The sequence below is a fragment of the Bacillus sp. DC4300-2b2 genome (assembly GCF_049895685.1).
In the GTDB taxonomy this organism is placed as follows: Bacteria; Bacillota; Bacilli; order Bacillales; family Bacillaceae; genus Bacillus; species Bacillus safensis.
In genome coordinates, this window is record NZ_JAFCSW010000008.1 from 1 (window position 1) to 14,927 (window position 14,927).

The window sequence follows — 14,927 nt, forward strand, 5'->3', positions numbered from 1 at the left end:
GTTTGGTGGCGATAGCGAAGAGGTCACACCCGTTCCCATACCGAACACGGAAGTTAAGCTCTTCAGCGCCGATGGTAGTTGGGGGTTTCCCCCTGTGAGAGTAGGACGCCGCCAAGCTTCTATAAGGATCAGTTCCAGTCGGAACTGGTCTTTTTTGTGTTTTTGGGAGGTTTGGCACCATATAAATGTGGAAATAATATTGTTAGTTGAGCGATTATCTTGAAAAATCGACCGAAAAAATTTATAGTAAGATTAAAGTCAAATATAGTCAAAGTCAATGGAGGAGGAGGCGGAGTGGCACAAAATATTTCTGATATCATCGAGCAGTATTTGAAGGAAGTCTTAGATCAGAACGGTCGAGAAATATTAGAAATTAAGCGCAATGAAATTGCAGATAAATTTCAATGCGTACCTTCACAAATTAACTATGTTATCAATACACGCTTTACGAGCGAGAGAGGCTATATCGTTGAAAGTAAGCGTGGCGGCGGTGGCTATATCCGCATCATTAAAGTCAAAATGAATGATGAAGTCGACTTATTGAACAACATTATTTCCCAAATATATCATCGTTTATCACAGGCTGCATCTGATCATATCATCATGCGTCTTGTTGAAAATAACATTTTATCTGAAAGAGAAGCTAAGATGATGATTAGTGTCATGGATCGTTCTGTATTGCATATTGATTTACCTGAACGTGATGAACTGCGTGCTCGGATGATGAAAGCGATGTTAAATGCTTTGAAATTAAAGTAAAGCGGGTGAAAAGATTGATTTGTCAAGAATGTAATGAGAGACCAGCCACTTTTCACTTTACGAAAGTTATAAATGGAGAAAAACAAGAAATGCACATATGTGAACAATGTGCAAAAGAAAACAGTGATTCATATGCTATGAGTGGAAACCAAGGTTTCTCGATTCACAACTTATTATCAGGTTTATTGAATATTGATCCTAGCTTCACCACAAGTGCTAACAAGGGCTCGTCTATTTTTCAAGAAGCGAAAGAAGTGGACCAATGTCCTAAGTGTGGCTTAACCTTTCAGCAGTTCAGAAAAACAGGCCGATTTGGCTGTGCAGAATGCTATCGTACATTTGATCAGTATCTGAACCCTGTTTTACGGAAAGTCCATAGTGGAAATACAGTCCATAATGGGAAAGTCCCAAAACGAATTGCCGGCAGCCTGCATGTCCGGCGGAAACTTGAGTTAATGCAGCAAGAGCTGAAGCAGCTGATTGAACAGGAAGAGTTTGAAAAAGCAGCAGAAGTTCGAGATCAAATTCGTGCATTAGAGCATGAGCAATCTCAGCAGAGGGAGGGAGATTAACGACATGTCGCTCCAGCATTTTATTCAAGACGCTCTAAGTCAGTGGATGAAACAAAAAGGACCAGAAAGTGACATTGTTCTAAGCAGTCGTATCCGGCTAGCGCGCAATCTAGAGCATGTTCGTTTCCCAACTCAGTTTTCTCAAGAAGAAGCTGAAGCTGTTCTCCAGCAATTCGAGCAAAAGTTTGCTAGCCAGGCAGTGAAGGACATCGGAAACTTTGTACTGATTCGAATGAATGAAACGCAGCCTTTAGCAAAGAGGGTACTTGTTGAAAAACATTTGATCAGCCCCAATTTAGCTGAATCAAGATTTGGCGGCTGTTTGCTTTCTGAAAATGAAGAAATCAGTGTGATGTTGAATGAAGAAGACCATATTCGAATCCAATGCTTATTCCCAGGTTTTCAGCTAGCCAATGCACTAAAAGCGGCTAATCAGGTAGATGACTGGATTGAAGAGCAAGTGGATTATGCATTTTCTGAAAAGCGAGGATACTTAACAAGCTGTCCGACCAATGTAGGTACAGGTATTAGGGCTTCGGTCATGATGCATTTACCAGCATTAGCGCTCACAAGACAAATGAATAGGATTATTCCCGCCATCAATCAATTAGGTCTTGTGGTCAGAGGAATTTATGGTGAAGGCAGCGAAGCAATAGGGAACATCTTTCAAATATCAAATCAAATGACACTTGGTCAATCAGAAGAAGACATTGTAGATGATTTAAATAGTGTGACCGCTCAGCTCATTGAACAAGAGCGATCTGCACGAAAAGCGTTATATCAAACATCTAAAATTGAACTTGAGGACAGAGTGTACCGGTCCTTAGGGATTTTGGCCAATTGTCGTATGATTGAATCAAAAGAAACAGCAAAGTGTTTGTCAGATGTGCGGCTTGGAATTGATTTAGGTATCATTAAGGGGCTTTCAAGTAATATACTGAATGAACTCATGATTTTGACCCAGCCCGGTTTCCTTCAACAATATTCAGGAGGAGCCTTGGAGCCAAATGAACGAGATATAAAACGAGCAGCGATTATTAGAGAAAGGCTGCGCTTAGAAATGCATAGGAATGGACAGGAGGATGAAACGATATGATGTTTGGAAGATTCACTGAAAGAGCTCAAAAGGTATTAGCACTTGCACAAGAAGAAGCCATTCGCCTAGGCCATAAGAACATAGGTACTGAGCACATTTTACTTGGCCTTGTACGTGAAGGTGAGGGCATCGCTGCCAAAGCGTTAGAAGCACTGGGCCTTGTTTCAGATAAAATCCAAAAAGAAGTCGAAAGCTTGATTGGAAGAGGGCAAGAGGTGTCTCAAGCTATTCCTCACTATACGCCTAGAGCGAAGAAGGTCACTGAGCTTTCAATGGATGAAGCAAGAAAGCTAGGTCATTCCTATGTAGGGACAGAACATATTCTATTAGGTCTTATTCGTGAGGGAGAGGGTGTCGCTGCCCGTGTCTTAAATAACCTCGGAGTGAGCTTAAATAAAGCACGTCAGCAAGTCCTGCAGCTGCTTGGAAGCAATGAAACAGGTGCATCTGCAGCAGGCTCTAATAGCAATGCAAATACGCCGACGCTAGATAGCTTGGCAAGAGATTTAACTGCTATCGCAAAAGAGGACAGCTTGGACCCTGTGATTGGCCGAAGCAAAGAAATTCAACGTGTCATTGAGGTTCTAAGTAGAAGAACAAAAAATAACCCTGTGTTGATTGGTGAGCCTGGTGTTGGTAAAACAGCCATCGCAGAAGGTCTTGCACAGCAAATTATTCATAACGAAGTGCCTGAAATCCTGCGTGATAAACGAGTGATGACACTGGATATGGGAACTGTTGTAGCTGGAACGAAATATCGTGGTGAATTCGAGGATCGTTTGAAAAAAGTCATGGACGAAATTCGTCAGGCAGGAAATATCATTCTCTTTATCGATGAGCTTCATACACTCATTGGTGCTGGTGGAGCAGAAGGTGCGATTGATGCGTCTAATATCTTGAAGCCATCCTTAGCACGTGGAGAGCTTCAATGTATTGGGGCGACAACGTTAGATGAGTACCGTAAATACATTGAAAAGGATGCCGCGCTTGAACGACGTTTCCAACCAATTCAAGTAGATCAGCCGTCTGTTGATGAGAGTATTCAAATCTTAAGAGGCCTTAGAGACCGGTATGAAGCACATCACCGTGTGTCTATTACAGATGAAGCGATTGAGGCGGCAGTGAAGCTGTCTGACCGTTATATTTCTGACCGATTCCTTCCAGATAAGGCGATTGATTTAATTGATGAGGCAGGTTCGAAAGTCCGTTTACGTTCGTTCACAACACCGCCTAACCTAAAAGAACTAGAGCAAAAGCTGGATGAAGTACGCAAGGAAAAGGATGCTGCAGTTCAAAGTCAAGAATTTGAAAAAGCAGCTTCTCTTCGCGATACAGAGCAGCGTTTGCGTGAAAAAGTAGAAGTCACAAAGAAATCATGGAAAGAAAAGCAGGGACAAGAGAATTCAGAGGTATCTGTAGATGATATCGCAATGGTTGTTTCCAGCTGGACGGGAGTGCCTGTTTCGAAAATTGCTCAAACGGAGACAGATAAGCTTCTGAATATGGAACAATTGCTCCACTCTCGTGTGATCGGACAGGATGAAGCGGTTGTCGCTGTAGCAAAAGCGGTAAGACGTGCGCGTGCTGGCCTGAAAGATCCGAAGCGTCCAATCGGCTCCTTTATCTTCTTAGGTCCAACAGGGGTTGGTAAAACGGAGCTTGCAAGAGCACTCGCCGAGTCTATTTTCGGTGATGAAGAAGCAATGATCCGTATTGATATGTCTGAATACATGGAGAAACACTCTACATCCAGACTTGTTGGGTCACCTCCAGGCTATGTAGGCTATGATGAAGGTGGACAGCTGACTGAAAAAGTGAGAAGAAAACCTTATTCTGTCGTTCTTTTAGACGAGATTGAAAAGGCACATCCAGATGTATTTAATATCTTATTGCAAGTGTTAGAAGATGGTCGTCTGACTGATTCTAAAGGGCGTACCGTTGACTTTAGAAATACGATTTTGATTATGACATCAAACGTTGGAGCTAGTGAGCTGAAGCGCAATAAATATGTTGGCTTTAACGTGCAAGATGAAAGTCAAAATTACAAGGATATGAAAGGCAAAGTGATGGGCGAGTTGAAACGTGCGTTTAGACCTGAGTTTATCAACCGTATTGATGAAATCATTGTCTTCCACTCGCTTGAGAAGAAACATCTAAAAGAGATCGTGTCTCTCATGTCTGATCAATTGACAAAACGCTTAAAAGAACAAGACCTATCGATTGAATTGACGGAAGCAGCAAAAGCGAAGATTGCCGACGAAGGTGTAGATCTTGAGTACGGTGCGCGTCCGTTAAGAAGAGCGATTCAAAAGCATGTAGAAGATCGACTTTCTGAAGAGCTTCTGAAGGGCAATATTGAAAAAGGTCAACATATCGTATTAGATGTGGAAGATGGAGAAATTGTCGTAAAAGCAACGGCTGCTACGAACTAATATAGTAAGAAAAAAGTGTGAGGCATACCAGTAAGATGTATGCCTCCCTTTACTTATTTTCTGACCAGTATAAGGAGTTGTATTCTTCAATCTATGGCTAAGACAAAATCAAAATTTATATGCCAATCGTGCGGTTATGAGTCAGCCAAATGGATGGGGAAATGTCCAGGCTGTGGCACGTGGAACAGTATGACAGAAGAGGTCGTTCGCAAAGAGCCAGTAAACCGTCGAAGTGCTTTTAATCATTCTGTTCAAACCATTCAAAAACCTTCACCTATATCTGCAATTGAAACATCCGAAGAACCCCGAATTAAAACGAATTTAGAAGAATTTAACCGAGTATTAGGAAGTGGAATTGTCAAAGGCTCTCTTGTTCTCATTGGCGGAGATCCTGGGATTGGGAAGTCCACATTATTATTACAAGTATCCGCACAGCTCTCAGACAAAAATCAGAATGTGTTATACATATCTGGTGAGGAGTCCATTAAACAAACGAAGCTAAGAGCGGACCGCCTTGGCATTGAAAGCGCCTCTTTACATGTTTTGGCTGAAACCGATATGGAGTATATAACGTCTGCTATACAGGAGATGAAACCTGCTTTTGTTGTGGTGGATTCGATTCAAACCGTTTATCAAAGCGATATCACGTCAGCTCCCGGCTCTGTATCTCAAGTAAGAGAATGTACAGCGCAGTTGATGAAAATTGCCAAAACAAATGGTATTCCTATTTTTATCGTTGGTCACGTGACCAAAGAAGGTTCGATCGCAGGTCCACGCCTTTTAGAGCATATGGTGGACACAGTTCTTTATTTTGAAGGCGAGCGTCATCATACGTTTCGTATCTTACGGGCGGTCAAAAACCGATTTGGTTCAACGAATGAATTGGGAATTTTTGAAATGAGAGAGGAAGGGCTCACGGAAGTATTAAACCCATCAGAAATCTTTTTAGAAGAGCGGTCGGCAGGTGTATCTGGTTCGTGTGTTGTTGCCTCAATGGAAGGAACAAGACCCGTACTTGTCGAGATACAGGCATTAATTTCCCCGACAAGCTTTGGGAATCCGCGAAGAATGGCCACTGGCCTTGATCATAATCGAGTATCGCTGCTCATGGCAGTTTTAGAAAAACGCGTGGGGCTGCTGCTGCAAAACCAAGATGCCTATTTAAAGGTCGCAGGCGGTGTGAAGCTTGACGAACCGGCGATTGACTTAGCTATTGCCGTCAGTATTGCATCAAGCTTTAAAGATGCAGCGCCGCATCAAGCGGATTGCTTTATAGGAGAGGTCGGTCTGACGGGAGAAGTCAGAAGGGTATCAAGAATTGAACAGCGAGTGCAGGAAGCTGCGAAACTAGGGTTTAAGCGAATGTTTATTCCTCAGGCGAATATAGACGGATGGAAAAAGCCGAGAGGGATTGAGTTAGTTGGTGTAGAAAATGTAGCGGAGGCACTTCGAATTTCACTAGGGGGATCATAGAAATGGAAAAAGAGAAAAAAGGAGCGAGAGAACTCGATCTCTTAGATATTGTACAGTTTGTGGCACCAGGAACACCTCTGCGGGCAGGGATTGAAAACGTCCTAAGAGCCAATACTGGCGGGCTCATTGTTGTTGGTTATAATGACAAAGTAAAGAGTGTGGTAGATGGAGGATTTCACATTAATTCGGCCTTCTCCCCAGCACATTTATATGAATTGGCGAAGATGGACGGGGCTATTATTCTTAGCGATTCTGGTCAAAAAATCTTGTATGCGAATACACAGCTGATGCCAGATGCCACCATCCATTCATCGGAAACAGGCATGAGGCACCGGACGGCTGAACGTGTAGCAAAGCAGACAGGCTGCTTAATCATTGCCATTTCTGAACGGAGGAACGTCATTACCTTATACCAAGGGAATCGTCGTTATACGCTGAAAGATATTGGCTTTATTTTAACAAAGGCCAATCAAGCCATTCAAACACTTGAGAAATATAAAACGATTTTAGATCACGCCATTTCTGCGTTAAGCGCCCTAGAATTCGAAGAGCTTGTGACCTTTGGTGATGTATTATCCGTCCTGCACCGCTACGAAATGGTACTCAGAATCAAAAATGAAATCAATATGTATATCAAAGAGCTCGGTACAGAGGGACACTTGATCCGTCTGCAAGTCAATGAGCTGATTACAGATATGGAGCAGGAAGCGGCTTTATTTATTAAAGATTACGTGAAAGAAAAGATCAAAGATCCGTATGTGCTGCTTAAACAACTTCAAGATATGTCGAGCTTTGAGCTTTTAGATGATTCCATTCTGTACAAGTTACTTGGATATCCAGCTTCTACAAATATTGACGAATATGTGTACACAAGAGGATATAGATTACTCCATAAAATCCCTAGACTGCCAATGCCAATCGTCGAAAATGTGGTTGAAGCATTCGGTGTGCTAGATCGAATTATGGAAGCAGATGTACAAGAATTGGATGAAGTAGAAGGAATTGGAGAAGTAAGAGCGAAAAAGATAAAAAAAGGATTAAAAAGGTTACAAGAAAAACATTATATCGATCGTCAGCTTTAAGAAGAGAAATTTTTCTCTATTACGGTTAAAAATGGATGAATATGGGTATATTAATGATGGTTTTGTTTTCTGTTGCTCTTGATAGGAAACTTAAACATATATCAATGTCAGATGAAGGTGGATTGACAGATGAAAAATAAAGGAGGTGAAGGTATGTTAAAAAGAATCGTTCAGGCGTTTTTTATCATTTTGGGTGCAGTTGTGGGGATTTTTATCATTCCAGAGTTATTTCTGCTTTTAAATGTAAAGGACATACCTTTCATAACAAATGCTTACTCTTCAGCACTAATAGGAGCCATTGTGTTCTTCATCATTGGTAAATGGTGCACAGGTTATGTGGTAAATTGGGTGAAATGGATCGAGGATTCTCTATTGAAGGCGCCTCTTCCTGATCTTATATCTGGAAGTTTCGGATTAGTATTTGGACTTATTCTAGCATATCTTATTGTAAACGTGATCCCGCTAAACAATATCCCATATCATATTTTTGGTACCATTATTCCGATTTTCCTGGCTTTCTTTTTAGGATACCTTGGATTTCAGGTAGGCTTTAAGAAGAAGGATGAAATGATAGGGCTGTTCTCCCGATCTGCAAAGGTCACAAAGAAAAAAGGAGCAGCTGATGATGAACCTGAAATAGAAGATAAAAAGCTGAAAATTTTAGACACAAGTGTTATCATTGATGGAAGAATCGCAGATATTTGCCAAACTGGATTCTTAGAAGGCGTCATGGTCATTCCTCAATTTGTGCTCGAGGAATTACAGCATATTGCAGACTCTTCAGATGTATTAAAGAGAAATAGAGGCCGAAGAGGTCTTGATATTTTAAATCGTATTCAAAAAGAATTGGATATCAAAGTTGAAATTTACGAAGGTGACTTCGAAGACATTCAAGAGGTTGATAGCAAGCTTGTGAAGCTCGCGAAATTAACTTCAGGTGTTGTTGTGACCAATGATTTTAATTTAAATAAAGTATGCGAACTTCAAAAAGTAGCAGTGTTAAACATCAATGATCTAGCCAATGCCGTTAAACCGGTTGTACTGCCTGGGGAAGAAATGAAGGTACAGGTCATCAAAGATGGGAAAGAGCATAACCAAGGTGTTGCTTACTTAGATGACGGTACGATGATTGTGGTCGAAGAAGGACGCAATTACATTGGAAAAGACATCGATGTGCTCGTCACAAGTGTGCTGCAGACTGCTGCTGGAAGAATGATTTTTGCGAAGCCAAAACTTCTGGAGAAGGCGCTCTAAAGGGAGAACGAACATGTATTATGAAGTAGTTATTCCGGCTGCGGGGCAGGGGAAACGAATGAAGGCCGGCCGCAATAAGCTTTTTATCGAGCTGAAAAGAATGCCGGTCATCATTCATACATTAAAGGTATTTGACGCTCATTCACAATGCAAACGCATGATCCTAGCAATCAATGAAGAGGAGCGTCAAGACTTTGAAAGGCTACTCAAGGTACACGCTTTTCAAACGCCTGTTTCACTTGTCACTGGCGGTGAAGAACGTCAGCAAAGTGTATACGAAGGTTTAAAGGCTGTGAAAGATGCGGACATCGTGCTTGTTCATGATGGAGCAAGGCCTTTTATTAAGCATACACAGATTGACTTGCTCGTTAAAGCAGCGATTGAAAAAGGGTCCGCAGTTGTAGCGGTACCAGTGAAAGACACAATCAAACGCGTTCAAGAAGGCAAAGTGGAACAAACCATTGAACGTCAGAGCTTGTGGGCGGTCCAGACCCCACAAGCTTTTCGTCATTCTATTTTAAAAGAGGCGCATGAACATGCGGAGCGGACAGGCTTCCTTGGAACAGACGATGCCAGCCTTGTTGAACAATTACATGGCGAGAATGTGTATATTGTCCAAGGAGACTATACCAATATTAAGCTGACAACACCGGATGATTTATTGGTTGCCAAGGCAATTATGGATGCGGAAAGAGGGTAATAGATCATGTTGAGAATAGGACAAGGCTTTGATGTACATCAATTAACAGAGGGAAGACCTCTGATTATCGGCGGGGTCACCATCCCTTATGAAAAGGGACTACTAGGGCATTCAGACGCTGACGTACTGCTTCACACAGTGGCAGATGCCTGCCTAGGTGCGATTGCTGAAGGCGATATCGGCAGACATTTCCCAGACACAGATCCTGAGTTTAAGGATGCAGATTCTTTTAAATTATTGCAGCATGTGTGGGCACTTGTGAAAGAAAAGGGCTACACACTTGTGAATATTGACTGCACCATCATGGCGCAAAAGCCAAAAATGGCACCTTACATTCAACCAATGTGTGAGAAAATCGCAGAAGCGCTTGAGGCAGATGTCACACAGGTGAATGTCAAAGCAACAACGACAGAGAAACTCGGATTTACAGGCAGAGGCGAAGGAATTGCTTCTCAGGCAACAGTGCTTCTTCAGAAAAAGTAAAATCCATTTTGATGAGAATGGGTTTTGATGATAAAATACGTTTATAAAAAATTGGTGTCAGACAACATGATGCAGATGAAAGGAAGTTAAACTCATGGGAAATGAAGTGCGTGTTCGTTATGCACCGAGTCCAACTGGTCATTTACATATTGGGAATGCTAGAACGGCTCTTTTCAACTATTTGTTCGCACGCAGCCAAGGCGGCAAATTTATTATTCGAATCGAGGATACGGACCAAAAGCGTAATGTAGAAGGCGGGGAGGAAAGTCAGCTTCGCCACCTGCAATGGCTTGGTATTGATTGGGATGAGAGCATTGATAAAGATGGCGGTTACGGTCCTTACAGACAATCAGAGCGAAATGATATTTACAAGAAATATTATGACGAGCTGTTAGAGAAGGACTTGGCGTATAAGTGCTATTGTACGGCTGAAGAGCTAGAGGCAGAGCGTGAAGCACAAATCGCCCGCAGTGAAATGCCTCGATATTCTGGTAAATGCAGTCATTTATCAAAAGAAGAAGAAGAAAAGCTGATTGCTGAAGGAAGAGAGCCAAGCATCCGCTTCCGAGTGCCAAAAGGAGAAATCATCAAATTTGACGACATGGTCAAAGGCGATATTTCATTTGAAACAGACGGCATCGGTGACTTTGTTATTGTGAAGAAAGATGGCACGCCAACTTATAACTTTGCCGTAGCAGTGGATGATCATTTGATGAAAATGACTCACGTTCTTCGCGGAGAGGATCATATTTCAAATACGCCAAAACAAATCATGATTTTTAATGCATTTGGCTGGGATGTTCCGCTATTTGGACATATGACGTTGATTGTGAACGAGAACCGCAAGAAATTAAGTAAACGTGATGAATCAATTATTCAATTCATCGAGCAATATAAGAATTTAGGCTATTTACCTGAAGCCCTGTTTAACTTCATTGCATTACTTGGATGGTCTCCAGTAGGCGAAGAAGAACTGTTTACAAAAGAGCAATTCATCGACATTTTCGATGTAACCCGACTTTCTAAGTCACCAGCTCTATTTGATATGCATAAACTAAAATGGGTGAACAACCAATACGTGAAAGCACTTGATCTTGATCAGGTTGTGGCACTAACACTTCCACATCTTCAAAAAGCAGGCAAGGTAAGTGAGCAGCTGACAGAAGAAGAAAACACGTGGGTACGCAAGCTTATTTCTCTGTATCACGAACAATTAAGCTACGGAGCAGAAATTGTTGAGTTAACAGAGTTGTTCTTTAAGGAGCAAATTGAGTATAATCAAGAGGCAAAGGAAGTTCTAGCAGAGGAGCAAGTACCAGAAGTGATGGCATCTTTTGCAGGTCAGCTTGAACAGCTTGAGTCTTTCACGCCTGATGAAATCAAGGCTGCCATTAAAGCGGTACAAAAAGAAACAGGGCATAAAGGCAAGAAACTATTCATGCCGATTCGTGTGGCTGTCACAGGACAAACGCATGGCCCAGAACTTCCGCAAAGTATTGAATTACTAGGTAAGGAAACGGTATTAAACCGCATTAAACAAATATAAGAAAATCGTTGCGAGGGAGAAGTACAATGTACTCGTCCATCACAGAAAGAGTCTCCACCGGCTGAAAGAGACTTATGGGCAGACGTTGGAAATGCACCCTCAAGACCCTTGAGGAACACGTACGTTAGTATGCAAGGGCGGTACCCTCCGTTATGGGATTAAGTTGAGAAGGCTGAAAGATATGTGGCTTTCTAAACAGAGTGGAACCGCGTTTTCAAAACGTCTCTGTCATTTGGCAGAGGCGTTTTTTATTTGTCCAAAAAAAGAGAGCAAGTCCTAAGAGAGATTGATGGGGAGAACGGGGGGAGCATGTGTTTTTCAAAATGCTGAAAGAAGATATTGATACTGTGTTTGATCAAGATCCTGCTGCTAGAAGCTATATTGAAGTAGTGCTAACCTATTCAGGGCTTCATGCGATTTGGGCTCACCGTATTGCGCACGCATTTTATAAGCGGAAGCTGTATTTTATTGCGCGGATCATTTCTCAGGTCAGCCGTTTTTTCACAGGGGTGGAAATTCACCCGGCGGCAACCATTGGCAGGCGGTTCTTCATTGATCACGGCATGGGCGTTGTGATCGGGGAAACATGTGAAATTGGAGACAACGTCACTGTTTTCCAAGGCGTGACATTAGGGGGAACAGGGAAAGAAAAGGGGAAGCGGCATCCGACCATTTTAGACGATGCCCTCATTGCGACAGGTGCCAAGGTGCTTGGTTCCATTACAGTTGGAAAAGGAGCCAAGATTGGAGCGGGGTCGGTCGTGTTAAAGGATGTACCCGATCATTCCACCGTTGTCGGTATACCTGGGCGAGTCGTCGTTCAAAATGGAAAGAAAATCAATCGTGATCTCAATCATCAAGATTTGCCAGATCCAATTTCCGATCGTTTTAAAGAATTGGAACGAGAAATGGAAAAGCTAAAAGGTGAGCTGGCTTCATTGAGCAGAAAGGAAGAACAATCATGACAATCAATATTTATAATACATTGACACGTAAGAAGGAAGAATTTGTTCCGCTTGAGCCAGGAAAGGTCAAGATGTATGTGTGCGGACCAACCGTTTATAACTACATTCATATCGGGAATGCTAGACCTGCTATTGTTTATGACACTGTACGTAAGTATTTAGAATACAGCGGTTACGATGTGAACTTTGTATCAAACTTTACAGATGTGGATGATAAACTCATCAAGGCAGCCAATGAACTCGGAGAAGATGTGCCGACAATTGCTGACCGGTTTATCCAAGCTTACTTCGAAGACGTCAGTGCACTAGGCTGCAAAAAAGCAGACCTTCACCCGCGAGTAACGGAAAACATGGATGATATCATTGCGTTTATTGCGACATTGATTGAAAAAGGCTACGCCTATGAAGCGGATGGCGACGTGTATTACAGCACACGCTCATTTGAAGGCTATGGAAAGCTTTCTCATCAATCAATTGATGAACTGAAGACAGGTGCCCGTATTCGTGTAGGTGAAAAGAAACGAGATGCACTTGATTTTGCCCTATGGAAGGCTGCAAAGGATCAGGAAATCTCATGGGATAGCCCATGGGGCGAAGGACGCCCAGGCTGGCACATCGAATGCTCGGCAATGGTCAAAAAATATTTAGGTGATACGATCGACATTCATGCTGGCGGACAGGATCTAACATTCCCGCACCATGAGAATGAAATTGCCCAATCTGAGGCTTTGACAGGGAAGCCTTTTGCGAAGTATTGGATGCATAACGGGTATATTAATATTGATAATGAAAAAATGTCGAAATCACTTGGCAACTTTGTGCTGGTGCATGACATTGTGAAAGAACAAGATCCTGATGTGCTCCGCTTCTTTATGTTGTCGGTTCACTATCGTCACCCAATTAACTACTCAATGGATTTATTAGAAAGTACAAAGAGTGCGTTTAACCGACTCAAGACATCGTATGCGAATTTACATCACCGTCTCGAGAGCAGCACGAATATCACGGAAGACAATACTGAATGGCTGGCAAAAATTGAAGAACAGCGTGCGACATTTATTTCTGAAATGAATGATGACTTCAATACAGCAAATGCGATCTCTGTTTTATTCGAATTAGCAAAACAGGCGAATTATTATATGGAAAATGATCATACTTCGGAGGAAGTGATCAAGGCATTTATCGGCTTGTTCCAAGAAATTACTTCTGTTCTTGGCTTCTCATTAGAAGAAAAGCACACGCTTGACGAAGAGGTAGAAGCGTTGATTGAAAAACGTAATGAAGCTAGAAGAAATCGTGACTTTGCCCTATCTGATCAAATTCGTGACCAATTAAAGAACATGAATATTGTGTTGGAGGACACTCCTCAAGGTACTCGCTGGAAAAGAGGAGAATAGGCAATGTTGAATTTTGAAAAGCTGAAAGATGGTAAACAGCTGAACGGACTTGCGCTAGCTTATATGGGTGATGCCATTTTTGAAGTATATGTGAGGCATCACCTCCTCCAAACGGGGGCGACAAAACCAAATGAGCTGCACAAACGAGCAAGCAAAATTGTTTCAGCTAAATCACAGGCTGCTATTTTATTTACGCTTCAGCAGCAAGGCTTTTTCACTGAAGCAGAAGAAGCGGTGCTGAAAAGAGGAAGAAACGCAAAATCAGGCACAGTGCCTAAAAACACAGACGTTCAAACGTATCGTTATAGTACAGCGTTTGAAGCGCTCATGGGTTATTTATTTATCGAAAAGCAGGACGAACGCTTAGAAGAGCTGATTGGTCAGGCGATTGAAATCGGAACGTCAGGGAGGAAGACAAATGAGTCAGCAACATGATTATGTCATTGGGAAAAATGCAGTGATTGAGACACTGAAGTCAGATCGGGAGTTATACAAGCTCTGGATGGCAGAAAACACTGTAAAAGGACAAGCCCAGCAGGTCATTGAACTCGCTAAAAAGCAAAATATCACCATTCAGTATGTTCCGAGGAAAAAGCTTGATCAAATGGTTACAGGTCAGCACCAGGGAATCGTTGCACAAGTAGCAGCATATGAATATGCAGAATTGGACGATCTGTATCAAATCGCTGAAAAGCGGAATGAGCAGCCATTTTTTCTGATTTTAGATGAAATTGAAGATCCGCATAATTTAGGATCGATTATGCGTACGGCAGATGCTGTAGGGGCACACGGGATTGTCATTCCAAAAAGGAGAGCGGTCGGTCTAACAACAACAGTTGCTAAGGCATCCACTGGAGCAATTGAGCATATTCCTGTTGCAAAAGTGACCAATCTTTCAAGAGCCCTTGATGAAATGAAAGAAAGAGGAATCTGGGTTGCGGGAACAGATGCGTCTGCTAAACAGGATTACAGACAATTTGATGGTACAATGCCGCTGGCTCTTGTGATTGGCAGTGAAGGTAAAGGAATTGGCCGATTGATTAAAGAAAAGTGTGATTTTCTAATTAAACTGCCTATGGCCGGGAAGGTTACTTCTTTGAATGCATCAGTAGCTGCTGGTCTATTGATGTATGAAGTGTATCGAAAACGTTATCCGTTAGGAGAATAG

The 14,927-nt window shown here is 42.2% G+C and carries 14 protein-coding genes, 1 rRNA gene and 1 other annotated feature; all 15 genes read left to right on the forward strand.

Annotation, left to right across the window (positions count from 1 at the left end; all coding sequences use genetic code 11):
* Nucleotide 1 precedes the first annotated feature (1 nt).
* A 5S ribosomal RNA gene (gene rrf / locus ACP69X_RS17970) occupies nt 2-117 on the forward strand.
* Nucleotides 118-294: 177 nt separating this feature from the next.
* Nucleotides 295-759: a CtsR family transcriptional regulator gene (locus ACP69X_RS17975; RefSeq protein ID WP_003217184.1), complete on the forward strand. Its 465-nt coding sequence runs from the start codon at nt 295-297 to the stop codon at nt 757-759.
* 14 nt (nt 760-773) lie between these two features.
* Nucleotides 774-1,331, forward strand: a complete 558-nt coding sequence (locus ACP69X_RS17980; RefSeq protein ID WP_024425862.1) for a UvrB/UvrC motif-containing protein — start codon at nt 774-776, stop codon at nt 1,329-1,331.
* 4 nt (nt 1,332-1,335) lie between these two features.
* Complete coding sequence (locus ACP69X_RS17985; RefSeq protein WP_041084744.1) at nt 1,336-2,427, forward strand: protein arginine kinase; 1,092 nt, start codon at nt 1,336-1,338, stop codon at nt 2,425-2,427.
* On the forward strand, nt 2,424-4,859 hold the full coding sequence (gene clpC, locus ACP69X_RS17990; RefSeq protein ID WP_007496263.1) for an ATP-dependent protease ATP-binding subunit ClpC: 2,436 nt from the start codon (nt 2,424-2,426) through the stop codon (nt 4,857-4,859). The genes ACP69X_RS17985 and clpC overlap by 4 nt, the downstream gene beginning before the upstream one ends.
* A 93-nt stretch (nt 4,860-4,952) precedes the next feature.
* The gene (radA, locus tag ACP69X_RS17995; RefSeq protein ID WP_041084743.1) at nt 4,953-6,332 is read left to right on the forward strand and encodes a DNA repair protein RadA; all 1,380 of its coding nucleotides are present in this window, start codon (nt 4,953-4,955) and stop codon (nt 6,330-6,332) included.
* Nucleotides 6,333-6,334: 2 nt separating this feature from the next.
* A complete protein-coding gene (gene disA / locus ACP69X_RS18000) occupies nt 6,335-7,414 on the forward strand; it encodes a DNA integrity scanning diadenylate cyclase DisA (RefSeq protein ID WP_024425581.1) in 1,080 nt (359 codons plus the stop codon).
* A 153-nt stretch (nt 7,415-7,567) separates the two neighbouring features.
* On the forward strand, nt 7,568-8,668 hold the full coding sequence (locus ACP69X_RS18005) for a PIN/TRAM domain-containing protein (RefSeq protein ID WP_041084746.1): 1,101 nt from the start codon (nt 7,568-7,570) through the stop codon (nt 8,666-8,668).
* Nucleotides 8,669-8,681: 13 nt separating this feature from the next.
* Nucleotides 8,682-9,368, forward strand: a complete 687-nt coding sequence (gene ispD, locus ACP69X_RS18010) for a 2-C-methyl-D-erythritol 4-phosphate cytidylyltransferase (protein WP_041084742.1) — start codon at nt 8,682-8,684, stop codon at nt 9,366-9,368.
* A gap of 6 nt (nt 9,369-9,374) precedes the next feature.
* Entirely contained in the window at nt 9,375-9,851 is a 477-nt protein-coding gene (gene ispF / locus ACP69X_RS18015) for a 2-C-methyl-D-erythritol 2,4-cyclodiphosphate synthase (protein WP_003216928.1), read from the forward strand.
* Nucleotides 9,852-9,945: 94 nt separating this feature from the next.
* Entirely contained in the window at nt 9,946-11,397 is a 1,452-nt protein-coding gene (gltX, locus tag ACP69X_RS18020; protein WP_269104236.1) for a glutamate--tRNA ligase, read from the forward strand.
* Nucleotides 11,397-11,627 (forward strand) — a binding site (T-box leader). It overlaps the preceding gene by 1 nt.
* A gap of 81 nt (nt 11,628-11,708) precedes the next feature.
* Nucleotides 11,709-12,362, forward strand: a complete 654-nt coding sequence (cysE, locus tag ACP69X_RS18025; RefSeq protein WP_034283914.1) for a serine O-acetyltransferase — start codon at nt 11,709-11,711, stop codon at nt 12,360-12,362.
* Nucleotides 12,359-13,759, forward strand: coding sequence for a cysteine--tRNA ligase (gene cysS / locus ACP69X_RS18030; protein WP_075612257.1), 1,401 nt, complete (start codon nt 12,359-12,361; stop codon nt 13,757-13,759). Before cysE ends, cysS begins: the two co-directional genes overlap by 4 nt.
* 3 nt (nt 13,760-13,762) lie before the next feature.
* Complete coding sequence (locus tag ACP69X_RS18035; RefSeq protein WP_024425587.1) at nt 13,763-14,194, forward strand: Mini-ribonuclease 3; 432 nt, start codon at nt 13,763-13,765, stop codon at nt 14,192-14,194.
* On the forward strand, nt 14,178-14,927 hold the full coding sequence (gene rlmB / locus ACP69X_RS18040) for a 23S rRNA (guanosine(2251)-2'-O)-methyltransferase RlmB (protein WP_024425588.1): 750 nt from the start codon (nt 14,178-14,180) through the stop codon (nt 14,925-14,927). Before ACP69X_RS18035 ends, rlmB begins: the two co-directional genes overlap by 17 nt.